This is a genomic window from Aporhodopirellula aestuarii (genome assembly GCF_023701485.1).
GTDB classification, from domain to species: domain Bacteria; phylum Planctomycetota; class Planctomycetia; order Pirellulales; family Pirellulaceae; genus Rhodopirellula; species Rhodopirellula aestuarii.
The window spans coordinates 22,373-46,237 of record NZ_JAMQBK010000066.1 but is presented as its reverse complement, the minus strand read 5'-3'; the positions used below and the strand labels follow the sequence as shown (position 1 = coordinate 46,237).

Below are 23,865 nucleotides of genomic sequence, written 5' to 3'. Positions count from 1 at the left end.
CTTAGGCACCTTGGTCCGGCCTACGCCTCTCCTCTTACCGGACGGCTTGCGGACTGTTGAGTTAGTCGTTTCGCAAACATGAGTGAGCCGACAGCGCTAGCTGCGGGCGTCCAATGCGCGCATCGTAGCCGTACGGCCCGCGGCTAGCGCCGACGGCTCACTAAATCAACAGCCCGCTTGCGCCGTTCCGCTACTTTTGAAATCCCGCACTAATTAAATCAAAGTCGCGATATCGACGGCATGCGATGGTCCCGGACGCCAGTCCGGGTTTGAGTGCGTGACAAGGCATTGGCGAAATATTGGATACAACCAAAAAAAGAGCCCACGGCGACTGCCGTGGGCTCCGGTTTGGGTGCGTGTGATTCCAGGGTTGGGCGAACCGTCGTGCTCGGCCATCCGACGATGGCTGTGCAGGATTCGCCGCTGAAAGAATCGCACGCCGCGACGGATGGATCATCCGTCGTTATTCAAAACGAGACTGTGTCTCGATTACTTGCTCTCGATCTTGCCGAACGCGACTCGTCCGCCCGCGTCGCCGCTCGGTTGCGTGAATTTGTCCTCTCCTTCGTGGATCATGAGCGATCGACCGATGATCGAGTTCTCGCCTCGCAACGAGATCACGTCATCCTGAATGTCGATTTTTGCAACTCCGTCCTCATTCGCTTCGATGTTTCCGAGGTCGCCGACGTGTCGTTCCTCATCAGAAGGTTTGCCGTGAGGTTCGTTGGTTGGGTTGAAGTGTCCGCCCGCGGATTTTCCTGTTTCAGTGTCAGATAGGTCACCTTTCTCGTGAATATGAAACCCATGCAATCCTGGTTTGAGACCGCGGACCTCGCCGGTGATTTTGACCGTGTTGTCTTCTTGGCGGAAATCGATCGTGCCTTCCACGCCGCTGTTGCCGATCGCGACCAGCGTCGTGGTAGCTTGGATCACTTCCGCCGAGCCGTCGATGTCTGAGGTGACGTCGGTGTGTGCGGTTGGATCGGCGTGCGGGGCGGTGTCGTGGGTAACGACGGGCGTCGTTGTGTCGTCGGTCAAACTGGTGTCGTCGGTGGCACTGTCGCATCCCGCCATCGCAACAACCACGAATGACGACGCGAGTAGGTGCAGCGGTTTTCGAAAGTTCATTTTGTATCCTCAGGTGCTTTGGTATCGAGATGTTCAGCACATCGAAGAATTGCTGAACGACACCTGTCTGAGTTGCAAAAGATATGCCAGTTCGTGTGCCGGCCAATGACCGCGAGCGTGATTCGATCGATCGAATCACGCTACGAGGTCAATGGTCTTGCACGGCCGCGGACCTTGTCGTGCTACGGCCGCGAGAGGCCACGTCGGAACGCTTCGAAAGCGTCGCGAATGTCGGCCGGGGCGGGGCGACGGTTGCCCGAATCGCGTAGGCCGCGAATGTCGTCGGATTGGTCGCGGCGATTGGATTGCGTTGACTCTGGTGGCCTCATGCCGAGGCTTCGAAGGGCTTCTTCGATTTCATTTGGCGGAGGTGTGTCCGCACGTGGTCCTTGATCGATCGGTTTGATCGATTCCCAGCGCTGACGGAAACGTTTGAGGTCTTGCTCGGTCCACTTCAAGCGATCAAGCAACTCCGGATCGGGATCGGCGCGGGTTTCATCGAGGTAGTCGAGCACCATGTCCGTGGCCGCTTTGGTGTACTCCAAATCGACAGGGTCGGGTAGCTCGTTTTCGATCGGGAGATCGTCGCCAGTTCCGCCGCCGGATCGTCCAGAGCCACCGCCTTGAGCGGATTCACTGCTCGATTCATCGCTGATATCGTTGTTGGATGGTGAAGACTGGCCGGGCTCGCCGCTACCGCTATTCGCGGTACTCGCGTCGCCAAATGGTTCGTCTTCACTGCCGGCTTGTGGGTCGGTGCCAGGATTTTGCTTGGATTGCGGGTTGGTGTCAGAGCCGTCGTTGGACTTCGAACGTGGATCGGATCGATTGCTGTTTCCTGCGTCAGGCTTCCCTCCATCCGTGTCGGCATCGCCGGTAGATTGGGCATCGTCGCTTGGATCTTGGTCGGCCTGGCCCTTGCCGTTTTCTCCTTGGTCGTTCTGTCCCGGATTGCCTTTCTGTGCGCCTCCGTCTTGGGATTCGCTGCTCGTTCCTGGCTCTTGTCCTTCGGCGGATTGTTCGTTTGAGCTACCGTTTTCGCCAGTCTGGTCATTGTCTTGCGATTGACCCGGGTCGCCGTCGGTTTGACCGGGATCGCTTTCGGCTTTTTGACCGTTGCCGGGATCGGATTGCTCGCCGCCTCCTTTTTCGCCGCTGCCGTTGTCGCTCTCGTTCCTTTGGTTCATCGAGGACGGATCGTCACCACGCGGCGATTTACCACTTGGAGATTGGCTGTTCTCGCCATCTCGTTTTTGCGTTTGATCGTCTTCGTTTGTCGCCGGATCTTGTCCCGCGTCATTTTTCGGCGCGCCGTTTCCTTCAGTTCCCTTTTGATCTTCTGGTTTTTGAGATCCGGTTTGGTTACCGTTTGGATCGGCAGTCCCGTTTTCGGCTGATTGGTTTTGGCCGGTCTCTCCCTCGTTGTTTATCGAGTCATCTTGAGATTCCGGTGTGCCATTGTTTTCTTGGTTCGCCATTTGGTTTTGGGAACCATTTTGACGATTGTCTGGTGAGGACGAATTCTGGCCGTTTGCAGAGTCGCTGCCTGTTTGGTCGTTCTCCGGTGAACCGTCTGGTTCAGCTTGCTGCGACGTTCCGTCCTGGTTGCCGGATTGGCCTTTCTGTTTGTCTTTCAGGTATTCCTGAATGCGTTCAAAGGCTTCGCCGTCGTCCTGAGGTGGTTGTTCACGCGCTGCGTCGGATGAATCGGAACGTTGCCCTTGTCGTGGCTTTCCACCTTGTTTGCCAGAACCCGATTCGCCATCAGTCGAAGTTTCTCCGCCCGCGTCGGTCGACTGGTCGTTGTTTGGCTGTTGGTTGCCAGTGTTTTGTCCGCTTTGAGGGTCCCGTTCGCCTGACTCCGCCGAACCGCCATCTTGAGGCATGTTCTGCTGCTGCCTTTCTCCCTGCTGTCCCTCACCCTGCTGGCCTTCACCCTGCTGTCCTTCACCCTGCTGTCCTTCTCCCTGCTGTCCTTTCCCCTGCTGTCCTTTCCCCTGCTGTCCTTTCCCCTGCTGTCCCTCTCCCTGCTGACCTTCGCCCTGTTGAGCCTTCCCTGATTGACCGCCTCCGGATTGTCCTTGCTCGCCTCCGCCTGACTGGTTTTCTCCTGTTTGATTCGAAGCGTCGCGTCCACCTTGCGGTTGGTCTTGCGCCGGAGCTTGAGACGCCGGGTCACCCGAGGCGGCGGTGATGCGTAGGAGGACGGGTGGAGTGCGGGTGACGCCGGGAACGATCGATGGATCGTTGGGGTCAATGCGGTTGTCGGTCGCGATTGCAACCACTTCGACTTCGTCGCCGACGTTCAAACCGCTTCCACGACTCGCTTGAATTCCTCCGCCACGTCCGACGACGATCATTCGCGATGGGCGAAAGCGATATTCGATCACTTGGTTGCCGCGTTTTCCGCCGGGTTCTTTCCAGAGGCTGGAGCGGGCGATGAGATCGATGCCGCGGTGGATTTCGATTTCGACCTCCGCCAATCCGAAGTCGACGTCAGCGGCGTGGATTTCGAATAATTGTTCGGCATCGATGGGGACGTCCTTTGCGGATTGCTGTGGGACGACGATCGTGATCTCAGGTGGCAAGTCTTCGATGACGCGAATCGGGTAGATGATCGGATCGGCATTGGTTTGGCCGGCGTCATCCCAAACTCGGACTCGGTAATCTTGCAGTTCGACGGCACCGCCGCGGCGGGATCGCAACGGAAATGCAAACGCCACCGTTGTACCATCAGTGGAAATCGTCATCTCACTCGCGCCGGCGGTTGCCTGCAGGTCTTGGCCGACTTTGCGAGGGTTGAATTCGATAATCGCTCGCGAAATCGGGCGGTTCACGACGGCGCTGAGTTCGACCAGAGTACCGTCGACACCTTGGATCGAGCCGGTATGCCCGGTGTGTTTTGTCTTGCCGGTGTAGGCTGGCGGCGTGTAAACGACTTCGCGAACTTGGACAACTGGCGTATCTCGGATCGTGACGTCGAACGGACCCGCGGACGCGTCACCGGCGAGGATGTGATATTGCCGCGTCCCGTGGGCGTGGTGAGAAATGGGAACCGAAGCGGAGAAGCGATCCGATGGGCCGTTTGCTTCGTTGGCGATCAAGCGAATTTGTTGCGAGACGGCTGTGTCCGACGCGGTGGTGCTCACGGCGGTAGCTTTGGCGTCCGCGTTATTGGCGGATGCCCAACGAAAATAAACGGGTTCGTCGTCGCGGAGATGCTTGACTGTCGCCGAAATTTCGAGGCTGCGTCCTGCCAAGCTCTCGGTGTCTCCCGGTGACACGTCCGTGATTTGGACGCGGCGTGGGGCATCAAGCGTGCTCAGTGGCTGGACAAGCCTCGCTGCCGACTGAATCGAATTCTTTGGTGAGATGATCGAATACATTGCGAGGGCGGCGATCAACGCGATGGTGGCCGCCCACCAGGACATCAGTCCGGTCGCTTCACTAGGCGGAGCGTCCGTGTGTTTGAGTTTCGCCGCGACGCTGGCACCGACCGACTGGACGACTCGATCGGCGAGTTGTCCGCGAGGGTGGGTGGCCCGTTGTTGTCTCAAACTGACATAACTGGACAGGGAGTGCCCCAGTTCCGGGTGATCACGCTCAAGGGCTCGTGCGGCGTAGTCTTCGCGGATGCGAAGGTGCACGACTGGCCATAGCCTGAAATACGCGTATGCGGCGGTGGAACCTATCAAGCCGATTGCGATCAGGCTTCGGCCGAGGACGCCGGGAGACCAAATCCATTGGTCCATCACCAGCCACACCAGCCCGACCGCCATGGCCGCAATGACCAGAGTCAGCACGCGGCGCGTCAGCTCGGCCCGCCAAAGTGCGGACTGAGCCGAAGCGATTCGTTCAAGAACGAATGATTCGATCGATCCACCCGGGGCGGGGTGCGGTGCTGCGTCCGAATTCCGAATTTTCGGATTTCGATTTTCGGTGACTTGGGGGACTGATGGAGACAATTGCGAGCAGATGAGTTAGGTGCGAAGGGTTGGTTGCGTCTCGTTGGTCGTCAGGTAAAGGTGTCGATTAGCGTCTTGGGGAGTCGTCGCGTCGTCGGGTTAAGGTGACCTAAAACGACAATAAGCAAAATCGATTGATATTTATTAAAAAAAGTGTGTAGGTGAACGGCGGATCAGGCCCATGTTTGAGTATTTGACCGCTAGTTAGTCCTGCCGATGCGAAGGTTTCTTTCGTGAGGTTTGAACTCAACTTCCATTTTACCGCTGTTGCTAGTGGTTATGAGCATTCGTTTTGGGTTGGTTTTCGGTTTTTAGCCCGAAGTCACGGGCGGCTCGTCCTAAATTCCGGATGATCGTGCCGAAACCACCGACATGTTCACCGCTAGCGGGCATAATTCGAATAGGATATTGCATAAGAACTGCGAGATTTGGATTGATGTTCAATTTCCTTTAAGCAGGCGACTTCCCCCTTCCGGATGAATCGTACAAGATATGTCTTGAAGGTTTTGGTGATTGAGCAGCATTTTTCCCTTGTCGTTTCACGACTCGGTGTAGATGCCGTGACAATAGGCGACACCGTAGTCCTTTTTCCCTCCTCTCCCTCCTTCGTTCTCTGAAAAATACTTATGAGATACGCTTTTCGGCTTGCAGAACTCCTCGGGCACACCCCCGACCGTCGCAAACGGCCAGGAACGATCAAAGCGATCGTTGAACACACTGGGCTCGATCGTCACCAAGTCGCTTCGTTGCTCAAGAACGAAGCCAAGTACATCCCATTGGATGCACTTTCACGCTTGTGTGATTATTTGATCGACCAAGGTCATGCAACGGCAGAGGAATTGCCTGGTGCGTTGTTCGCGATCAACGCAGAGAACTTTTGGGAGTTGTTGGCTCGTCGAAGCGATATCGAAATCGTCGTCGGCGTCCGGCAGGGCGAAGGCGAAGCATCGCCTGAAAACGCGATGGTCGTCGCGAGCGACTCGGTGCTGGTTGGCGAACTGCTAAACGGCATCTCAACACTCGGCGGTGTTGCGAAACACTTTGGCGAAAGCAGCGGAACGGAATCGGTCGGACGTCCGGCGGAAGTGCCGAGCCCCGATCGGATTCAACAATCGCTGGTATGGAGCCCGGGCCAAGTTTCGTTGGAAGACGCCCGGACGCGAGCGACCGAGGTCTTCGAAGGTTTTCAGAACGCCACCGGCGATCGCGGGATCATCTGCATCGGCAGTGTGAAGAGTAACCCAACGGTGGAATTGTTGTTCTCCGATGCATTCGGCTGCACTCCGTTTGTTACCGAAGACGATGTCGATGACGTGTCGGCACGGTCCTGTCCATTCTTTCTACGATATCGTGACAGCGATCCGAAACCAGACGGAGCGTCGGCGGGGATGCGTTTGAGCAAGAACGAAGACGCACCTCACCCCGGTTTCTATTACGAGAAAGACGACGGTACTTGGGAATACGCTGGCGGAAACGGGAAAGACACCGCGCTAGTGTTCTATCTGTTCCGCGAAGCACTCGGCCGTTTGGACATGGTCCTCAGCGGTTTCTCGGGACGTGCGACTCGTTTGCTCGCCAAGACACTCGCCATCCGCGCCGAAGAATTCTGGCCACCTGTTTACGCAGAAAACGGTATCCAAGTGGGTGCGTTTTTGGTGCAGTATGAAGACGCCGAAGGCAAGACTGAGCGTTCGGACCTGCTGCACAACACCGGTGGGGCCGCGAAGATTATGCCTTTGCCACGGGAAGCGATCGCACGCCGCTTCAATCGTCGCTAAGCTATCGTCAAATACCATCGCCGGCGTTGCTGAGACGTTCGGACAAAACCATCCTCTGACCCATTACGTTTGCTATCGTGTTTGATTGTGTTGCTTTGGTCGGTGCCACGGGCGCCGTTGGTCGAATCGTCTTGGACCAGCTTCACGCTCGGAAATTTCCGATGCGTCGGTTGCGGTTGTTGGCATCGGCTCGAAGTGCTGGCACGAAAGTTCGCTTTGGCGACGAGGAAATCACCGTCGAACTGCTCGAACCCTCGGCCTTCGCCGGCGTGGATCTGGTGATCGCCAGCACGCCTGATGAAGTCTCCGCCGAGTTCGCCCCGTGGGCGGTTGAAGCGGGTGCGGTTGTGGTCGACGAGAGCGGTTATTGGCGGATGGACCCCAAGGTTCCGCTGATCATTCCTGAGGTCAATCCACAGGCGATCGAGAACCATCAAGGGATCATCGCGAGTCCCAATTGCAGTACCACGCAAATGGTCGTTGCGTTGGCCCCGATTCATGCCGCCGTCGGCGTTCGTCGGGTCGTCGTGAGCACGTATCAAGCGACCAGTGGTGCGGGTTTGGCAGGAAATGTCGAATTGGAATCCAGTATTCGGGCGTCGCTAGACGGTGGGACGCATCAACCCTCGACGTTCCAGCACCCGATCGGGTTTAACCTGATCCCGCAAATCGGTTCTCAGAAGCACTGCGGCTACACCAGCGAAGAGATGAAGATGGTGTACGAGACTCGCAAGATTTTGGGCGACGAGTCGATCGCGGTTTGCCCCACGGCGGTTCGAGTCCCGGTTGCGATCGGGCATAGCGAATCGATCTTGGTCGAAACGAAGAAGCCGCTCACCGCTGACGAGGCTCGCGAGCTTTGGAACGCGGCCGAAGGTGTCACAGTGGTCGACGATCTCGTTAATCACGTTTATCCGATGCCGCGTGACTGCGATGGTCGGGATGATGTGTTTGTGGGACGGATTCGCCAAGACATCAGTTCCGAATCCGGAATCGCGTTTTGGTGTGTGAGTGATAACTTGCGAAAAGGCGCCGCAACCAACGCGGTCCAGATCGCTGAGTTGCTCGCTCGCAAAACGGTAGCGAGCTCATAGAACGCAATGCGATGAAGCAAGTCGTCACCGTTGTCGCTCCTCATCTCGCTGAACAAGTCCTGATCGCGCTGCAACGCGCACCCCTGGAAGGACTCAGTGTATTTGAGGTGAAGGGCTACGGGCGACAGAAGAGCTATCTCGATCAGTACCAAGACACCGAGTACTCGGAAGCCTTTGTGCCGAAAGTGCAAATCACGTTGTGGGTCGACGACTCACGTCTCGAAGGCGTTCTCGAAAAGATTGTTTCGGTAACGCGAACAGGTCGAATCGGCGACGGGAAGATCATGGTGATGCCGGTTCACAGTTTTCTGTGATTTGGAGCGCCCCGCGTGGCGGTGAGGTGGGCCTACCTACAAGAGACGATGTCACTGAAAAGATTCAGTGACGAAATCGAACATCGCCGCAGTCACGATTCCCCCTCCGTGACCGATTGCCCGACGCATTGAAACCGATGGCATCCACTGTATCGAACCCGCCGACGTCCACGGAAATTGCCTGCCAATCGTGCGGCGCGATCTTGCTGATTGATGCGACGGTTCGATCGACGACCTGTCCCTATTGCGCATCGCCATCGATCATCAGGCGACCGCCGACACCGAATCGTCCCTCGCCGTCGTTTCTCGTCGGGTTCACGATCAATCATGAGCGGGCGACTCAGTTGGTGCGGACGTGGTTGTCGAAAAGTCACCTGTTCGCACGGTCCGATTTCAAGTCGGCGGTGCCCGAGCTTACGCACGGAATCTACTTGCCTGCCTACTTGTACGGCGCCGTCGCACACGCCGACTATTCGGCGAGCATTGGCGAGAACTACACCGAGACGGAAACCTACACGACGACCGATTCCCAAGGCAAAAGCGTCCGTCGCACCCGGACAGTTACGAAGACGGAGTGGCGACCGCTCTCGGGACGATACGTTTGTTACGTTGTCGACGTGTTGGTGACCGCATCGGGCGGCGTGAGTAACGAAGCGTTGGAAGCGATCGAACCGTTCGATCTCCGCTCTTTGCGAGCATATTCCGATTCATTCATTGCGGGCTGGTTAGCTGAAGAACCGTCGCGAACTCAGGCGGAGTGTTTTCGTTTCGCGCACGATGAAACGGTTGCGTTGGTGGAACGTCGCTTGAAGGGTTTTATGCCCGGCGACAGTCACCGCAATCTCCAATTTCAAACCAACTTGAACAACGAAGTCATTAATCTCGTGTTGTTGCCGGTTTGGTCGTATGCGGTGCGTTACGCCGAAGATCGCCCGCCCGTTCAAATCCTCGTTAACGGCCAAACCGGACGTGTCGGCGGCAAGGTTCCGGTATCAACGACGAAGGTCGCCTTTGCCGTTCTAGCCGTCATTGGGGTATTGCTGTTGTTGGCCTTATTAATGAGCTTGGCATCATGATGGACAACACACAGCCCATTGATGTCATCGAGGTACCGCACTGCGAGCGGTGTGAGTCGCCGCTGGAGGCCGGCGATCTCCGCTGTGCGATCTGTGGTGCGGCGGCACCGCAATCCGTTTCGACGAAACAAACCAAAATCGCCGTCAACGTGCTTCGCTGCACCGGATGTGGCGCCGCGATCACGTACGATCCCAATCGTCAGGCTCCGTCGTGCTCCTTCTGCGGCGAGGTGATGCAGGTCGAGACGATCGTAGATCCGATGGAGCAAACCGAGTTCTACTTGCCGATGACGGTCAGCATCGAGGAGGCTCGAGCGGCGCTAAAAGGTTGGCTCGATACGCGAGGTTGGTTTCGCCCGTCGGATTTGTCCGCAGCTTCGCAGCTCACCGAAATCAAACCCCTGTGGTGGGTCGCGTGGATCTTTGATGCCGACGCGCTTGTCAGTTGGACGGCGGACTCCAATGCGGGTTCAGGCAGGTCTTCGTGGGCACCCCACGCCGGACAAACGGAACTGCGTTTTGACAACATGCTAGTTTCGGGATCTCGAGGTTTGACTGATAAGGAGGCCTACGCGATCACGCCGGGAATGCAATTGGGATCAGGAAAGACTTACGTTGAAGGCGGCGGAGATCAGCCCACGCTGGAGCGATTCGACGTTCCGAGAAGCCAAGCACGGCAACAGGTATTGGCGGCGATCGAAGCGACCGCAGCCGATCGAATTCAACAGCACCACATTCCCGGGACGCGTTTCCGCAAAGTGCGTGTTTCGCTGGTTCTGCGTCGGCTGATCACGCAGCGTTATTCTCTGCCCGCCTACGTGCTCGCGTATCGCTATCGAAATGAACTTTACCGGGTTGTGATTTGCGGCCAGAACGCGAGTTACATTGTTGGTTCGTCTCCGTTTTCCTACGCAAAATTGTTCGCTCTCATCGGCGGGACCTTGTTATTGGGATTGTTCCTGTTGATCGTGATGGCTGCGGCGTCGTAGTTCCGAGGGGCGGCATTCGTGAAGCCAAAAACACGTTAGAATTCCGGTTCTCGGCGCAGGAGTCCGCTCCCGGTGGGCTCTGAGTGTTGCAGCGGCGCAGTTTATCCGTCATTACTAGTTTCCTGTTTTTGTCTTCATGACCGTTATTCTCGAGCGTCCCTACACTTTCGTTCCGCCTCATCGCGGAAATCTTTGGCCGACGGCAATTCAGAAACTGCGATTGATCGATCGTCACCTGCGAAATCGTGAATCGGTGGTCAGTTACGAACTGCGGCACGCGGATCGGCTGGCGGAATCACTCGCCGCGGGACACGGAATCGTCTTGGCTCCCAACCATTGTCGGTACGCCGACCCGATCGTTTTGGGGTGGTTGGCACGCCAGGTCAACACGCACTTGTACGCCATGGCCTCGTGGCACTTGTTCAACACCAACTCGTTCGAAGCCTTTGCACTGCGTCGAATGGGGGCGTTCAGCATCTATCGCGAAGGAAACGACCGGCAAGCGATTGAGACTTCGATCGAGATCATCGCCAACGCCGAACGGCCGCTCGTGTTGTTTCCCGAAGGCACAACCAACCGCACCAACGATCTGCTTAAACCGTTGCTCGATGGAGTCAGCTTCATTGCCCGGGCGGCGGCAAAGAAACGAGAAAAAGCGGGGCTGGGCAAAGTCGTGATGCATCCCGTGGGGCTGAAATACCTTTGTGTCGGTGACGCCTGGAAGTGGGCCGACGAAAAACTTCGTGATCTCGAAGTCGCACTGAGTTGGCAACCGCGGCCGGCGAGCACCAATCCGCAGGCGATTTTGGAGCGATTGTTTCGGGTCTCCGAGGCGTACCTCGCGTTGAAAGAGATCGAGCACGTCGGCAAAGCATCGGCGGGAGATTTACGACCACGCCGCGATGAGTTGATTCACTTTCTGCTGTCGCGGAGCGAGAGTCGTTACGGTTTGCCGACGGTGCGTGACGCGTGTGTTCGGGAGCGTGTACGAAAGGTCCGCGCCGCGGTGGCCACGGCCTATTTTGCCCCGGATCCCGAAACCGGAGCGGTTATCGAGCGTGATCCGGCACAATACCGCATCGATTCCGAAGCAGCCGATCTGGCTCAATTCTTATTGTCGTTCCCAGACCAATATCTCACTCCTGGTCAAATCACCGATACTCGGATTGTTGAGACGATCCAGCGGATCCAAGAGGCGATCTATGGGAAAGCGAACGAGACGATGCCGATGAGCGTGATCATCGAAGTTGACCACGCGATCGAGGTGTCGTCGAAACGGGGACCGCGGGGAGAACCCGATCCGCTACTCTGCCAACTCGAGTCGCGATTGCGTACAATGATGGAGGCACTCTCGAAAGAAGCTCGTGACTTTGAGCAGACCGATCATGCAGTGTCGAGCCGCTAGGAAGCACGCACCCAAAGACGCAGCTTCTTGCCGCTGACAACGGTGTGACTGGATCTCAACTGACCACGCTCACACCCTCCCCATTTGTTCCCTCGGTGCCGGTTGTAGGATGAATCATGACCTTGCTGAATTACACGAAAACGAACCGTCCGCGTCGAAACGCCCGCGAATCGACATCCCTTAATCGGTCAAATCGTTGCGGCAAATCGTCTCGTTCGTTGCCAGCCGTTCTCACCAAATTGGCGACCGTGGGATCGTTGTTGTTCGTCTTGCCGATGCTCGGTGGCTGTAGCAAGGAACCCGCGCCGCTCGAATTCGAGCCGAATCTTGTTCATGCGATGAAGTATCAGATCAAGGAAGGGATCCCGATGGACCAGGCGAGCGATGATGCGTTCTGGTTGGTGACGGAAATGTTCGGCACTCCGGAAGATCCGAAGTTGCCCGAAATCGTGACCGAGGATGAAGACCTCGCTTCACTCGTGTCGATTGAGAACCTTCGCCGTGCTTCGGGGCGAGTTGGCGAAGAAGGCCGTGGGCTGTACCAAACTCATTGTGTCACGTGCCATGGGACAACCGGTAACGGGCGGGGTGAACTGTCGGCGACCATGAGCCCCTATCCTCGCGACTATCGCAAAGGTGTCTTCAAGTTCAAGTCGACCGAGCGTGGCGAGAAACCCACTCGCGAGGACCTCGCGGGATTAATTAAGAATGGGATCAACGGATCGCGAATGGTCGCAATTCCGAACCTGACCGATGAAGATGTGGAAGCGCTCGTTGATTACGTCATCTATTTGTCGTGGCGTGGTGAACTCGAGCGGATGTTGATCGACGATGCCGTCTATGAGTTGGACTTCGAAGAAGGCGATCGGATCATCAACCCGGCAGACCGAAATTCGGCGGACGAAGAGGCTAAGGAAGCTTTTGAGGATTCCTGGGAGTTGGCCGAGGATTTTGCAGTCGAGATCGGTGAAGCATGGCTAGAAGCCCCTGACGCGATTGTCGAAGTTCCCGATCCACCCGCCGATTTTGTCGTTCCCGATTCCTACGAAGAGTTCGTCGCCGCGATGGCCGATGAACGCGCCGAAACGTTGACGGCATCGGTCGAACGTGGCCGTGAATTGTTTAAAGGAAAAATCGCTGCTTGCAGCAAGTGTCACGGGGAAACCGGGCGGGGCGATGGTCAAAACACCGACTACGACGATTGGACGAAGGAATGGACGCTCGGCATTGGTATCAAGCCTGAGAACCGTGACGAGTTGATCAAACTGCTCGCCCGCGGTGCTCTTCCACCAGTTAATGCCAAGCCGCGAAACTTTGCACTCGGTGCGTTCCACGGCGGTGCACGCGCGAAAGACTTGTTCATGCGGATCACACAGGGGATCGAAGGTTCGCCGATGCCAGCGGTCACGTTTGTTGAGGGTGAGTTTGAAGAAGAAGATGTGTGGCACCTCATTAACTTCATCCGGTCGCTCCAAGAAGCCCCCGAAGAAGAGTCCCCAACTGACGCGGCACCCGCTCAGACGCCTCAACAGACTTAAGCCTCGGTTCAGCATTCACCGCGCCCTCTGTCCTCCTACACTGTCGGTAGCGGTGGATGTGATTTTTTGAGGTCGTACGTGATGAGACGAATTGAGACACGCGAAAGAATTCATGCTCAGACCGCTGACTCCGGATTCCGCACACGCACCGTTGGGACAGTGGTCGCTCGCGACGTTAGTGATCGCCAGCATGATTGGTGCGGGTGTGTTCACGACGAGCGGATTCGCGATGGGGGATCTCGGCGATCCGCGTCTCGTGATGATTGCCTGGGCGATCGGCGGAGTGATCGCAATCAGCGGGGCGATCAGTTACGGCCAATTGGCTCGGTTGTTGACCGATAACGGCGGCGAATACCTGTTTCTTTCCCGTTTTGTTCATCCATCGATCGGGTTCGTTGCCGGTTGGGTTTCAGTCTTGGCGGGGTTCACCGGCGCGGGGGCTCTGGCCGCGATCGCGATGGAATCTTACGCGATCTCTGATGCCGAGCGTCCCGAATGGCTGCCTCCGGGAACGATTGCGATTTCACTCGTTTTGGTGTGCACGATCGCTCATGCGTTCCACACTGGGCGTGGGGCAATCCGACACAACTCGCTCGTGGCGGTAAAACTCCTGCTCATCGGATGGTTCGTTGCATGGTCGCTGTTGGCGTGGCCGCAGTGGCATGTCGCTTCCACGCCATTGCCACCCATGCCGGCCCCGGTGCCGCTGACTCTCGCCACGAGTGTGATGTGGATCTCGCTGAGTTATTGCGGGTTTAATGCGGCAATTTACGTCGGTCGGGAGGCCAAGCAGGGATGGAGTGATATCGCCGGTGCGATGGTCAAGGCGACTATCGGCGTAACCATTCTGTATCTCGTTCTCAACGCCATCATGGTTTTCGGGCCGGCGCCCGATGAGATCGCGGGGCAACAAAACGTGGCAGCGATTGCCGCCAAGTCGATCGGGGGAACCGGTCTGGCGTCGTTGGTGCGGTTCGCGATCTGTCTTGGTCTTGCTTCGAGCGTGTCGTCGACAATCATGGCGGGGCCACGTGTTTACGCAAAAATGGCGTCCGATGGAGTGCTGCCGCCTTGGTTCGATGCGGAGAAGTCACCACCCACGAGGTCGGTGCTTTTGCAAGGCATGGCGATCGCCGTGGTTGTCGTTTTTGCTAGCTTGCAAGACCTGTTGTCTTACCTCAGCCTGACGTTGTCCCTGTGTTCGGCTGCCACGGTTGCGGTTTTGCTAGTGAGCGGTCGACGCGGTAACCCGATCAGCAGTATTGGGCTGATCTCAGCCTGGTTCTACGTGATCGCGACCGCGGTGATCATCGGACTTGCGGCATGGCATCGACCCAAAAACGTGATCGCGACCGTGTTGACGGTGGTTTCTGGTTTGGTCCTGTACGCAATCTCGAGACGCGTCAGCAAGGATAGGACGGCGTCGTAAAACCGGACGGAATATCGAAGTCGGTTTCAGCTACAAAAATCTGTCCCGCCTGCGGGCATCCTGCGAGTTCTTCATCGGGCATCCCTTCGACAGCGGTCGTGATCACCAGTCGCATGCGGTCACCGCGAGGAACGAGAGCGGGGCAGGTGTTACGGGGCGATCCTGGAGTCCGCCAAACACATTTCAGTTCGCCCGTTGCGAGGTCGTACCAGCGTGTTTGTCCAAACTCGGCGACTTCAGGTAAGTAGATTGAAACGATCACACCACTACCATCGGGAGTTAAAACAGCTCCGTCGGGAACACCCGGATCGTCCGTTAAATCAATAAGCGTTTTTTCCTCCCCGATCGTGCCGGCGTCGACGTCCAAGTCGTACTCCACAATGAGCTTTGTCGGCGAATCGATGTCAATCAATTTGAGGCGACCTGAATCGTCGGTGCGGATCATTTTTCCGTTGCTGCAAACTTGATCGTCTCGCAAACGAATCAGTGCCTTGTCGCTCGCACGGTAGAGATACAGCCCCGCTTTCTTTTCCGAAAAATCGAGATCTTTGGTTCCGAAGATCAGATTGTCTCCGCAGATCACGCCATCATTGATGATCGTGTTGTCGACGTCCGCATCGATGTTTTCGCAGAATGGCGACCAGGATAGGTCGACGGTGTCAAAAATACCGAGTGAACGTTCGACGCCCGCAACAAACCTTGTCGGCATCGTATGGTTTGAGTCACTCTGGCACGCGAACGCGAACCCGGGACGGCCTGGTAAATCAAACGAAGTGTTCTCACAACTGTCGAGATTGAGCAGGTTGATCGAACCCTGTGTCGATGATTTGCCATGTTGAATCGCAACCCACGACAGCCAACCATCAACGGACAAGGCAATTGGTCCTTCGGGAAGAAATCGAAGTGAATCTCGATCAGGAATCGATAACGCGGTTGCTTCGCGAACGACTGGACCAGAGATCGGGCTCATGAACCGTACCTGAAGGCTGGAATGGGGCGGGAGTGGAACGCTCGGCTTGCTCGCACAAGCCTGTCGTGGGGCGACTGAGTTCAGTAGGGGACGTCGATGGCGTCGCAAAGGAAACGCATCAGCGGTTTGGCATCGCGAAGGAGCCCGATGATCTTGGGAACGATATCGGGTTTCGTGAAGTCGGTAGGCGACAGCGGAGCGACCGCGATGAAGTCGATGCGTCTCAGGTCGATTATCTCGGGATGATCTTTGTCGTAGTCGCGTGGAGACGTTTTAAGCGATTCACCCGAAAGCTGGAACGACTCACGGAACTTGCGGTTGTCGCGAGCTCGTCGCCACGCTTTGGGATTGTGAGCGATCGCTTTCCGGATCGCCGCGAGAGTCTCCCGCTGGGGACGCCAGCATCCCGCCGCGACAAAACACTCGTCATAGGCGAGATGAATGTACGCGCCGGGGGCGTGAATGTCTTTATCTGCTTGATGACGCAACGAAATGCCGACGTTCGTTTTGTAGGGCGTTTTGTCCTTTGAAAAACGAGTGTCTCGGTGGATTCTCATTAATGAACCGCCGCTGCGTTTGGCAATCGCCTGGAGCATCGGTGCGGACCGGCGGAGCGGCTTTTCTAGTTGGCCGATCAGGTCCAAGACCGGTTCCCGCAGATCACGTTCATAGCGATCTTTGTTAGCGGCAAACCAGTCCCGGTCGTTGTTGCGAGACAGATCGTCGAGAAACTCAAACAGCTTCAATGAAATCGGTGACGCCGCTGGCATCAGTTCGATTCCTCGGTCGCTCCGCCCTCACCCTCCGGTGCAGGTGTTGGTTCGTCATTCATGCCTGCAACCGCACATTGGGGTGGGACTTCACGTCCGTCCTGCGGCAGGCAACGCAGCACGCTGCGCTGTGGCGAGCTGATGCTGCCTTCAACTTCCCATACTCTCCAAATCACGTCGCCAGGTCCTTCCATCGAATCACCGCTTTCGATCGGTTCTTCGGTTTCCTCGAGAAAACAAGTGACCAAGCGAAGAAATTGTTCGACTTCGGCGAACTCGTACGACTCCGCGTGGAAGCAAGCTTCGACGTCCAGCAGATCGAGCTGTGCATTACCCACCGTGTCCATCGTCGCCCATTCGTCGTCGAGACGGAACAATCGAACGTTGGACCAGAGATCCAAAGGCGGGAAGTCGTTTTCCTCGGCGTATTCGAAGCTCTCGTTGAGTGTGGTCAGATCCCTCAGGACCTCGCCGTTGGGGTTGAAGTAACAGATCGCTTGCGGCAATTCCGTGATCGCGGCGGCGATTTCGGTGACGAGGGCGAGTTCATCGAACGGTTCATAACCTTCCGGCAGGATCGGTGCGTCGTCGTCCTGGCCGAGAACGTAGGAGCTGCGAACGCGGACAAAAGCTTTGGGTTGGTCGCCGATTTCACGTCCCTCTTCCCAAACCCAAGATTGTTCAGCTGCCCGTTGGAGCGAACCGGGGAAGTTGTGGGGGCCGAAGTTTCCGAGCCCCCAGGCTTCGTTGATCTTTCGTTCGATCTCCGTTTCGCTATCGGCGTCGCCCATCGAATCGGGCCACGGCTGATCGACCACGTCAACGACGACCTTGCCGCTGCCGTCTTCGTCCATGTTCATCAAGACGGCTGGGCCGAGAAACGTCCAGTCCTCGGAACTCTCAGTCGGCTCGGATGGGTAGAACTCGTCGATTGCCTCCGCAACCTGTTGGATACTCACGTTTTCACGCAATAGAACCACGATGCCTTGGGTGAAAAGTCCCTTAGCCATAAAGAATCCTCGATTGGTAGTTGTTCGCCCGATCATTCGGACGCAGGTAAAACGGGCATCGCAGTGGTGAACACCAAAACGGCAAGTTTAGGTGGAGATCACGGCGGGAGAAACCGGTCTTCAACCCGCTTCGCGCCTCTGTCGGAGTGATTAATCTGCGGTACTCCCCCCACTTTGCCAGGATCTGAGCGAATGAAAAAACCGACCGACTCCGCCATCGACATTGATAGGGTGCCCCACAGCGACTTGCGACGCCTGCTAACGGTAGCGGCAATTACGAGTTTACTGCCCGTGGGATTGGTTTTGGCGACCTATCTGCAACAGGGATTCGTTGCGGCGGGGCGTGGCGCGACTAATCTGGTGATGCCGGTTTCGCTAGTGTGGCTCTCGCTATTGGCGGCAACGCTGTGGCATGCGTATTCTTCGCATCGCGGGAAAACCGTCATTTTTTTTACATTGTTTATCGCGTGGACGGTCGTCGGCAACTGCCGTTTTAGCCAAACGCTGATGTCTTGCGTTGAAGCTCCGCTGATCGTAGACCCGCACCCAGCGCTGGAACAAAGGGTCAGAAAAGATGGTGAGGGATCGCCCGAGTTGCCGCTTGATGCGGTCGTGGCATTGGGTGGGTGCGCGCGACTGGTGATGGATGGGTTCGGTGAAGTCACCAGTGATGGCGAACGCATCGTTTCCGCTGCTCAGGCGTATCACGCGGGGGCCACGAAAACGATCATCACCACGGGCTCGTCGACCGACGGGATCGGCGATCCGTGGAAACTGGGGCGGGACCTGCTGATTTCGCTAAACGTGCCCGCGGAACACATTTTCTCGATTGAGGAGCAGAATACGTCGCAGGAAATGGCGTCGCTCGCGGCTTTTCTAAAAGATCCGCCGGCAGATTGGCTCGCCCAAATCGGCCGTCCGGCAAGCGATTCTCAGCGTGTCGGATTGATTACAAGTGCGTTTCACATTCCGCGGGCCATTCGATTGGCCAAATCAAATGGCCTCGAACTGCTCCCGCTACCCTGTGCCTTTCGCAGTGAGCGAACTGAAAAGCCGTTCGTGGCCGCGGAGTTGGTTCCCAACAGCGAAAGTCACGTCAACTTCTCGCTCGCGGCAAAGGAATTGCTGGCCCGAATCCTAGGACGCTGAGTCCGCTCGGCCGCTGCGAATGATCGGAAACCATCGCAGCACCCAGATCGTGATCGATACGGCGAGCGAGGTCGTGACGGTGACGCAGAACAGCAGGCCGCTGAGCGTGATGGATTCCGCAGTGTGGTTGATCAGAGACCACCAGGAAAAGCATCCCGCGGAGGTTGCCAGCAGCCCGATCGCAAGTTCGCAGCCGTGCCCGACCAAGCGTTCGTCATTGCGGTAGGCCGAAGCACGCAGAAAACCCAGTACCGCCGCTTCGCTGGCCATCCACATCGCAAACAGCACAGCCAGGAACAACGGCATCAGGTTGAATGAGAAGGAGGGCGCGCGGACGGAAAGCAGCATCCAGAATCCGGCACCCCCAACCAGAATCTTCAGAAAATTGGCCAGCCCTAAATAGAATCGTTCGCGACGTGGCGTGAAACTGCATCCGACACCACCCACCAAACCAACACCCATCAACGCGGCAAGCAAAATGAGATGCCCGTGATATTCGCGAAAATAGCGGGCCAGCCCAGCAGCGTCACTCATCCAGACGGACATCGCCAACGACAACCAGGCCGGCAGCAAGGCGACGAAATAGCCGATCAGCAGCATTTGTCCGATCCGCGAGAGCCTTCGTGATAATTGGTCGATTTCCTCTTTCGGCGCATCGGCGACGATCGTCTCGGATGGCTTATTGCCGTTTTCCTCGACGAAACCGCTGGATTGATAGGGATTGGGGGCACTCATGGCGGGTCGGATTTGGCAAAACGGACGAATTTCCGGAATTATCCGCAAGACCGGCACAGTTTGACACGATAGAAGTACTATGCAAGCGAACTGCAAGCAAACTGCATCGGCAGCACGTAGGCAGCTTGCTTTATCGAACACGATGAAACCACGGAAGGTTGCTCGGATGACCCGGTTATTGAACTCAACTCTGTCTCGCATCAGTCTCTGGACGCTCGCGATGGTGACAATCGCCTCGACCGGATGTTACGGTCTGGGAGGCAATAACATCAACTTAGGGTTCCTTGAGTATCCTATTCCCGTCAGCCCGTACTATCAGTTCTTGCAAGAACAAAAGTTCCACAACAAAGAACGCTACGACCGCGTGCCGATCCTCGGCCCGACGACTTCAGGCGGGGCTCCCGTGGCATTGGATCCGCCAAGTGACGATGAAGTCATGCAGGCTCTTGAGCAGGCACGACCGGTTCAAGGCGGGATTCCGTTGCTTTGGGAGAAACAACGCAACGATGTGCGGATCATCAAAGAGAAGATTGCCGACTACATCGACCCGCCACGTTTCTATCCTTTGATCGGACCGGCTCAGCTGCACCACGCTCACTACAAGTGCACGGTTTACTTCGACGAGCGTACCACGGTAGGGTACCCGGTCCCGCACACGTTGCATGACCGCGAAGCAATCGAAGTGGTCTATGTCGACCATAACCACTTCCACATGGTCGGAGACGTCGAGCCCTATACCACGCCAAACCTGTAGGCGGCGTCACAGCGGGACATTAATCGCAAATATTCGCCTGAATCGAGTACGGCTTCCAAAAGCCGTCCTCGTCCTCAGGCGATTATGCGTTTTCGCCTGAACGATACGGCGGGGCCCTGACGCATAATCCGCGTCACTACACACCCCAAACTTGAACACGTGTCTCGCATCGAGGCTGCGTAATAGCCGCACTTGGTTCGTCACCCGGTCGCCGAGTAGGGTTCCAGGTGCACCAACACGTCGCGAAGGGTTGGGTATTCTTTGAGCAGCAGCGACTTCGCCTCGTGGCCGATCCGATGCCCGTCGGCAACCGTGCGTTCCGGGGCAACCTGCACGTGGATGTCCGCAAACATCTCCAAGCCTGACTTGCGAACCCACAGCTTTTCGACGCCCAGCACCCCGTCGACTTGTTGTGCCGTGTTTCGAATCGCGGCGACGATCTCGTCGTCCGCCTGCGCGTCCATCAATTCATGAGTGCTTTGTCGCAACAGTCCGAACGCGGTCCAAAGAATCGCGGCGACGACCACCATCGCCGCGGCATCGTCGGCCCACATATATGACTCACCGCCCATCCGAACCGTTGCCAATCCGATGAGAACTGCCAGCGAACACAACGCATCGCTGCGGTGATCCCAGGCATTTGCGATGATCGCTAGCGAACCGGTTCGTTTGCCCACCTTCATTTTGTAGCGGTACAAGACTTCTTTGATCACGACGTTGCTGCCCGCGATTGCCAATGTCCATGCCGGAGGAACCATGTGAGACGTCGAAAAGCGGTCAACAGCTTCCCAACCGATCCATAACGCCGACACGATGATCAGAACGGCGACGTTCGAACCCGCCACCGCTTCAATGCGTGTGTGCCCATACGGATGCTCGGCGTCAGCAGGTTTCTGAGCAACCCGCAACGCAAACAGGACAACGCATGACGTCAGCACATCACCCATGGAATTCGCCGCGTCAGACAACAACGCAAACGAATGTCCAATGATACCGCCCACGAGTTTGGAAATCGCCAAACCGAGGTTGACGATCAATCCAATCGCCGCAGCGTGTGTTGCGTCACGATAGGGCGAATGTTCGATGTGCGTCATGTCACGGTTTCAATTTGTTTTCTCCATCGACGAACAACTGAAACTCGCCTCCACGACTGCTTGGGGTGGCGTGTTGTGATTGTCCGTCAAGCTCCCGAACGCATTGTCGCATGCGCACACCGGTCGGATACCCCTATCCTCCGGTCTGCGTCATTGACGACCATGCGGTGATCATTGTCAAGGGCATCCGCAAACGGCCGTTGAAAGACAGATCAGCAAACGTTGAATGCCGCCTCACCATGCGACATGGATTTTCGACGCACGACGAGGCGGCTAAGTTAGACTGCTGGTGTTTGTTAACGCATTCTCGACGTTTACCCGGTTAGCTGCCTGCTTCCATGCAAATTTATCAAGCTATCGCCATTTCTCTGGGCCTCGGACTGTTGGTTGGTCTCCAACGGCAATGGAAGGTTTCCGAAATTGCGGGCATTCGAACGTTTCCGCTGATTGCAATTTTTGGAACGCTGTGCACGTTGGTCGGTGAAGACAGCCGGGGCTGGATGTGCGCCGCGGGACTCTTGGCAATCGCGGTCCTACTGACGATCGCAAACGTTTCCAAGATTCGTTCGGGGGATTTCGATGCAGGCATGACTACGGAAGTCGCTGCATTGTTGATGTTCGGTATCGGTTGTGCAATCGGCGTTGGCCAGACCGGACCGGGGATCGTCATCGCTGGCATCGCCGCCGTGTTACTTCATTGGAAACAGAGACTGCATGGCCTCGTGGACGCGATGACCGACAAAGATCTGCGCGCGGTCATGAATCTCGCGTTGATCGGTTTGGTCATCCTGCCAATCCTGCCGGACGAGACATATGGACCGTATGACGTGTTGAATCCATACGACATCTGGCGGATGGTCGTCCTGATCGTTGGAATCAGTATGGTGGGTTATGTCGCGTACAAAATCTTGGGAACACGGGTCGGAGCGATTTTGGGTGGCGTGTTGGGTGGTCTGATATCCAGCACCGCGACGACGGTGAGTTACGCCCGGCAAACCAAAAATTCACCCAGCATCAGTGCGATGGCGGCACTTGTGATTTTGATTGCGTCCGCGATCGTCAACGTGCGAGTGTTGATCGAGATCGGAGTCGTTGCGCCGAGGCTGCTAAGTGTTGCGGCATTGCCTATGTCGGTGATGTTGCTGGTGATGGTGATTGAATGCGTCCTGTTGTATCTGCCGATTCGCAAGATGGATTCCGACCCGCCGGATCACGACAATCCTGCCCAGCTCAAACCCGCAATCTTCTTCGGCTTTCTGTATGCCGTTGTCTTGTTCGTCGTGGCGGCGGCGCGAGAAATCTTCGGCGACCAAGCTCTCTACTGGATAGCCGGTATTTCGGGGCTCACCGACGTCGATGCGATCACGCTTTCGACCGCCAAGATGTTTAACGACAACCACGTGGAGGCGGCCACCGCCTGGCGTGTGATCTTGCTCGCAACAATGTCCAACTTGTTCTTTAAAGCCGGCGCAGTTGCATTGTTGGGCAGTCGCAAGTTGTTGATCTATGTTGTTGTGACCTTTGGCATTGCTGCGATAGCCGGTGGGTTGCTGCTCGCGTATTGGCCGGAGTTTGACGCCGCGTCGTTTGGTGGCGGAAAGGTCATGGAGGTCGCGCTGGCGGCGGGCTAATCGATCAGGCGAAATGGCGAGACCGACACCGCCGATTCAGTGAGGGGCTCGCAAGTGTTCGCGGAGGAACCGCGTTGCCTTGCGCAGATTGGCATCGTTGAAAAATATTGTGCTGCCGTGCCCCGCATGTTCAATGACGACTAGCTCAACAGGCAGGCCTATTTCGGAATACCGTTTTGCGATTTGTTCGCTTTGGTCCAACAGCACCGTCGTGTCGGATGTTCCGTGAAAAACCAACAAGGGAGGATCATCCGAGGATACATACTGCGTGGGACTGGCGAATTTCTCGGATTCGATATCGAGCCTCTTTCCGTCAACACCGCCCAGTAACGCGAAACTGCCTGACTCGTCAGTGTAGGCCCGCTCGGGTTGAGTTTCCCCTCGCAAAACAAAGTCGGACGGGCCGTAATAATCGATCACAGCCTGGACGGTTGACGACGTTTCCAGATTGCCTCCGACGGTTCTTTCCAATTCGGTCACCCCGCCGCTCGTGCCCAGCAACAATGCGAGGTGACCGCCGGCGGAAGAACCCGCGACCGCAATCCGGTCGGCGTTGTAACCGTATCGACTCGCGTTCGCGCGTAGCCAACGGATGGCGGCTTTGCAGTCGTGAATTTGTGCTGGGAAGGTCGCTGTGTTTGTGAATCGATAGGTGATGCTGGCCAGGGCAAAGCGATTGTTCGCCACATCCCGAATCCGAGGACTGTTTTTTGATCCACCACGCCACCCTCCACCATGAATCCAAACAACGAGCGGGCACGCCGTGTCGCTTGGCGGAAGATACAGATTGAGCGTCAGCGGTTTGCCATCGACTTCGGCAAACACAATGTCGCGTTTGATGTCCAAGGCGTTGCTTTCGTTTGCTCGCAACGAAACCGTCAAGCAATGAACGACGATCACCGCGCAGAGAAAAACATGTTTGGTCTGCTTCATGAAATGTCTCGTCGTGAGTCCACAAGGGAGCGAGTTGAATTCATCGATGCCATCAAAAGACACTGGCCTCGGTCCGTACGAACAGAGGCCAGCGCGGTGTCTC

19 protein-coding genes are annotated in these 23,865 nt (G+C 56.6%); 11 read left to right on the top strand and 8 right to left on the bottom strand.

Annotated features, from left to right (window positions below; translation table 11 throughout):
- Positions 1-489 precede the first annotated feature (489 nt).
- Positions 490-1,128: a superoxide dismutase family protein gene (locus tag NB063_RS24720; protein WP_250931711.1), complete on the bottom strand. Its 639-nt coding sequence runs from the start codon at positions 1,126-1,128 to the stop codon at positions 490-492.
- 182 nt (positions 1,129-1,310) lie between these two features.
- Positions 1,311-5,093 (bottom strand): circumsporozoite protein-membrane associated protein, encoded by a 3,783-nt coding sequence (locus NB063_RS24715; protein ID WP_250931710.1) that lies wholly within the window; start codon positions 5,091-5,093, stop codon positions 1,311-1,313.
- A gap of 626 nt (positions 5,094-5,719) precedes the next feature.
- Between NB063_RS24715 and NB063_RS24710 the strand changes: the two genes are divergently transcribed.
- The 8 genes from NB063_RS24710 (at position 5,720) to NB063_RS24675 (ending at position 14,716) form a co-directional block, all read left to right on the top strand.
- On the top strand, positions 5,720-6,871 hold the full coding sequence (locus NB063_RS24710) for a helix-turn-helix domain-containing protein (RefSeq protein WP_250931709.1): 1,152 nt from the start codon (positions 5,720-5,722) through the stop codon (positions 6,869-6,871).
- Between the two features lie 77 nt (positions 6,872-6,948).
- Positions 6,949-7,965 carry an aspartate-semialdehyde dehydrogenase gene (locus NB063_RS24705; protein ID WP_250931708.1) on the top strand — a complete coding sequence of 339 codons (1,017 nt, stop codon included), beginning with the start codon at positions 6,949-6,951 and terminating at the stop codon, positions 7,963-7,965.
- A gap of 11 nt (positions 7,966-7,976) precedes the next feature.
- Positions 7,977-8,279: a P-II family nitrogen regulator gene (locus NB063_RS24700; protein WP_250931707.1), complete on the top strand. Its 303-nt coding sequence runs from the start codon at positions 7,977-7,979 to the stop codon at positions 8,277-8,279.
- 137 nt (positions 8,280-8,416) lie between these two features.
- Entirely contained in the window at positions 8,417-9,355 is a 939-nt protein-coding gene (locus tag NB063_RS24695) for a hypothetical protein (RefSeq protein WP_250931706.1), read from the top strand.
- Positions 9,352-10,344 (top strand): hypothetical protein, encoded by a 993-nt coding sequence (locus NB063_RS24690; RefSeq protein WP_250931705.1) that lies wholly within the window; start codon positions 9,352-9,354, stop codon positions 10,342-10,344. Before NB063_RS24695 ends, NB063_RS24690 begins: the two co-directional genes overlap by 4 nt.
- Before the next feature lie 136 nt (positions 10,345-10,480).
- Positions 10,481-11,749 (top strand): 1-acyl-sn-glycerol-3-phosphate acyltransferase, encoded by a 1,269-nt coding sequence (locus NB063_RS24685; RefSeq protein ID WP_250931704.1) that lies wholly within the window; start codon positions 10,481-10,483, stop codon positions 11,747-11,749.
- A 116-nt stretch (positions 11,750-11,865) separates the two neighbouring features.
- A complete protein-coding gene (locus NB063_RS24680; protein WP_250931703.1) occupies positions 11,866-13,287 on the top strand; it encodes a cytochrome c in 1,422 nt (473 codons plus the stop codon).
- A gap of 112 nt (positions 13,288-13,399) precedes the next feature.
- Complete coding sequence (locus tag NB063_RS24675) at positions 13,400-14,716, top strand: APC family permease (protein WP_250931702.1); 1,317 nt, start codon at positions 13,400-13,402, stop codon at positions 14,714-14,716.
- On the opposite strand, the gene NB063_RS24670 is transcribed toward NB063_RS24675, so the two are convergent.
- The 3 genes from NB063_RS24670 to NB063_RS24660 all read right to left on the bottom strand — a co-directional run bounded on the left by NB063_RS24670 (position 14,691) and on the right by NB063_RS24660 (position 17,466).
- Positions 14,691-15,686 carry an SMP-30/gluconolactonase/LRE family protein gene (locus tag NB063_RS24670; protein ID WP_250931701.1) on the bottom strand — a complete coding sequence of 332 codons (996 nt, stop codon included), beginning with the start codon at positions 15,684-15,686 and terminating at the stop codon, positions 14,691-14,693. The genes NB063_RS24675 and NB063_RS24670 overlap by 26 nt on opposite strands.
- Before the next feature lie 80 nt (positions 15,687-15,766).
- On the bottom strand, positions 15,767-16,456 hold the full coding sequence (locus NB063_RS24665; RefSeq protein ID WP_250931700.1) for a DUF2461 domain-containing protein: 690 nt from the start codon (positions 16,454-16,456) through the stop codon (positions 15,767-15,769).
- The gene (locus tag NB063_RS24660) at positions 16,456-17,466 is read right to left on the bottom strand and encodes a DUF4261 domain-containing protein (RefSeq protein ID WP_250931699.1); all 1,011 of its coding nucleotides are present in this window, start codon (positions 17,464-17,466) and stop codon (positions 16,456-16,458) included. Before NB063_RS24660 ends, NB063_RS24665 begins: the two co-directional genes overlap by 1 nt.
- A gap of 192 nt (positions 17,467-17,658) precedes the next feature.
- Between NB063_RS24660 and NB063_RS24655 the strand changes: the two genes are divergently transcribed.
- Positions 17,659-18,615 carry a YdcF family protein gene (locus tag NB063_RS24655; protein ID WP_250931698.1) on the top strand — a complete coding sequence of 319 codons (957 nt, stop codon included), beginning with the start codon at positions 17,659-17,661 and terminating at the stop codon, positions 18,613-18,615.
- Here NB063_RS24655 and NB063_RS24650 read toward each other — a convergent pair.
- Positions 18,604-19,350 (bottom strand): hypothetical protein, encoded by a 747-nt coding sequence (locus NB063_RS24650; RefSeq protein ID WP_250931696.1) that lies wholly within the window; start codon positions 19,348-19,350, stop codon positions 18,604-18,606. The two genes, NB063_RS24655 and NB063_RS24650, sit on opposite strands and share 12 nt — an antisense overlap.
- A gap of 166 nt (positions 19,351-19,516) precedes the next feature.
- On the opposite strand from NB063_RS24650, the gene NB063_RS24645 reads away from it, so the two are divergent.
- The gene (locus NB063_RS24645; protein ID WP_250931694.1) at positions 19,517-20,104 is read left to right on the top strand and encodes a hypothetical protein; all 588 of its coding nucleotides are present in this window, start codon (positions 19,517-19,519) and stop codon (positions 20,102-20,104) included.
- 200 nt (positions 20,105-20,304) lie between these two features.
- Here NB063_RS24645 and NB063_RS24640 read toward each other — a convergent pair whose 3' ends face one another.
- Positions 20,305-21,198: a cation diffusion facilitator family transporter gene (locus NB063_RS24640; protein ID WP_250931692.1), complete on the bottom strand. Its 894-nt coding sequence runs from the start codon at positions 21,196-21,198 to the stop codon at positions 20,305-20,307.
- A gap of 338 nt (positions 21,199-21,536) precedes the next feature.
- On the opposite strand from NB063_RS24640, the gene NB063_RS24635 reads away from it, so the two are divergent.
- Positions 21,537-22,829 carry an MgtC/SapB family protein gene (locus tag NB063_RS24635; RefSeq protein WP_250931690.1) on the top strand — a complete coding sequence of 431 codons (1,293 nt, stop codon included), beginning with the start codon at positions 21,537-21,539 and terminating at the stop codon, positions 22,827-22,829.
- A 36-nt stretch (positions 22,830-22,865) separates the two neighbouring features.
- Here the strand turns inward: NB063_RS24635 and NB063_RS24630 are convergent, their stop codons facing one another.
- On the bottom strand, positions 22,866-23,762 hold the full coding sequence (locus tag NB063_RS24630) for an alpha/beta hydrolase (RefSeq protein ID WP_250931688.1): 897 nt from the start codon (positions 23,760-23,762) through the stop codon (positions 22,866-22,868).
- Positions 23,763-23,865 lie beyond the last annotated feature (103 nt).

What these genes read in the sequence shown, in the direction of transcription:
- NB063_RS24720 (WP_250931711.1), bottom strand. Translation starts at nt 1,128, where the DNA reads ATGAACTTTCGAAAACCGCTGCACCTACTCGCGTCGTCATTCGTGGTT.
- NB063_RS24710 (WP_250931709.1), top strand. Translation starts at nt 5,720, where the DNA reads ATGAGATACGCTTTTCGGCTTGCAGAACTCCTCGGGCACACCCCCGAC.
- NB063_RS24700 (WP_250931707.1), top strand. Translation starts at nt 7,977, where the DNA reads ATGAAGCAAGTCGTCACCGTTGTCGCTCCTCATCTCGCTGAACAAGTC.
- NB063_RS24695 (WP_250931706.1), top strand. Translation starts at nt 8,417, where the DNA reads ATGGCATCCACTGTATCGAACCCGCCGACGTCCACGGAAATTGCCTGC.
- NB063_RS24690 (WP_250931705.1), top strand. Translation starts at nt 9,352, where the DNA reads ATGATGGACAACACACAGCCCATTGATGTCATCGAGGTACCGCACTGC.
- NB063_RS24685 (WP_250931704.1), top strand. Translation starts at nt 10,481, where the DNA reads ATGACCGTTATTCTCGAGCGTCCCTACACTTTCGTTCCGCCTCATCGC.
- NB063_RS24680 (WP_250931703.1), top strand. Translation starts at nt 11,866, where the DNA reads ATGACCTTGCTGAATTACACGAAAACGAACCGTCCGCGTCGAAACGCC.
- NB063_RS24675 (WP_250931702.1), top strand. Translation starts at nt 13,400, where the DNA reads ATGCTCAGACCGCTGACTCCGGATTCCGCACACGCACCGTTGGGACAG.
- NB063_RS24670 (WP_250931701.1), bottom strand. Translation starts at nt 15,686, where the DNA reads ATGAGCCCGATCTCTGGTCCAGTCGTTCGCGAAGCAACCGCGTTATCG.
- NB063_RS24665 (WP_250931700.1), bottom strand. Translation starts at nt 16,456, where the DNA reads ATGCCAGCGGCGTCACCGATTTCATTGAAGCTGTTTGAGTTTCTCGAC.
- NB063_RS24660 (WP_250931699.1), bottom strand. Translation starts at nt 17,466, where the DNA reads ATGGCTAAGGGACTTTTCACCCAAGGCATCGTGGTTCTATTGCGTGAA.
- NB063_RS24655 (WP_250931698.1), top strand. Translation starts at nt 17,659, where the DNA reads ATGAAAAAACCGACCGACTCCGCCATCGACATTGATAGGGTGCCCCAC.
- NB063_RS24650 (WP_250931696.1), bottom strand. Translation starts at nt 19,350, where the DNA reads ATGAGTGCCCCCAATCCCTATCAATCCAGCGGTTTCGTCGAGGAAAAC.
- NB063_RS24645 (WP_250931694.1), top strand. Translation starts at nt 19,517, where the DNA reads ATGACCCGGTTATTGAACTCAACTCTGTCTCGCATCAGTCTCTGGACG.
- NB063_RS24640 (WP_250931692.1), bottom strand. Translation starts at nt 21,198, where the DNA reads ATGACGCACATCGAACATTCGCCCTATCGTGACGCAACACACGCTGCG.
- NB063_RS24635 (WP_250931690.1), top strand. Translation starts at nt 21,537, where the DNA reads ATGCAAATTTATCAAGCTATCGCCATTTCTCTGGGCCTCGGACTGTTG.
- NB063_RS24630 (WP_250931688.1), bottom strand. Translation starts at nt 23,762, where the DNA reads ATGAAGCAGACCAAACATGTTTTTCTCTGCGCGGTGATCGTCGTTCAT.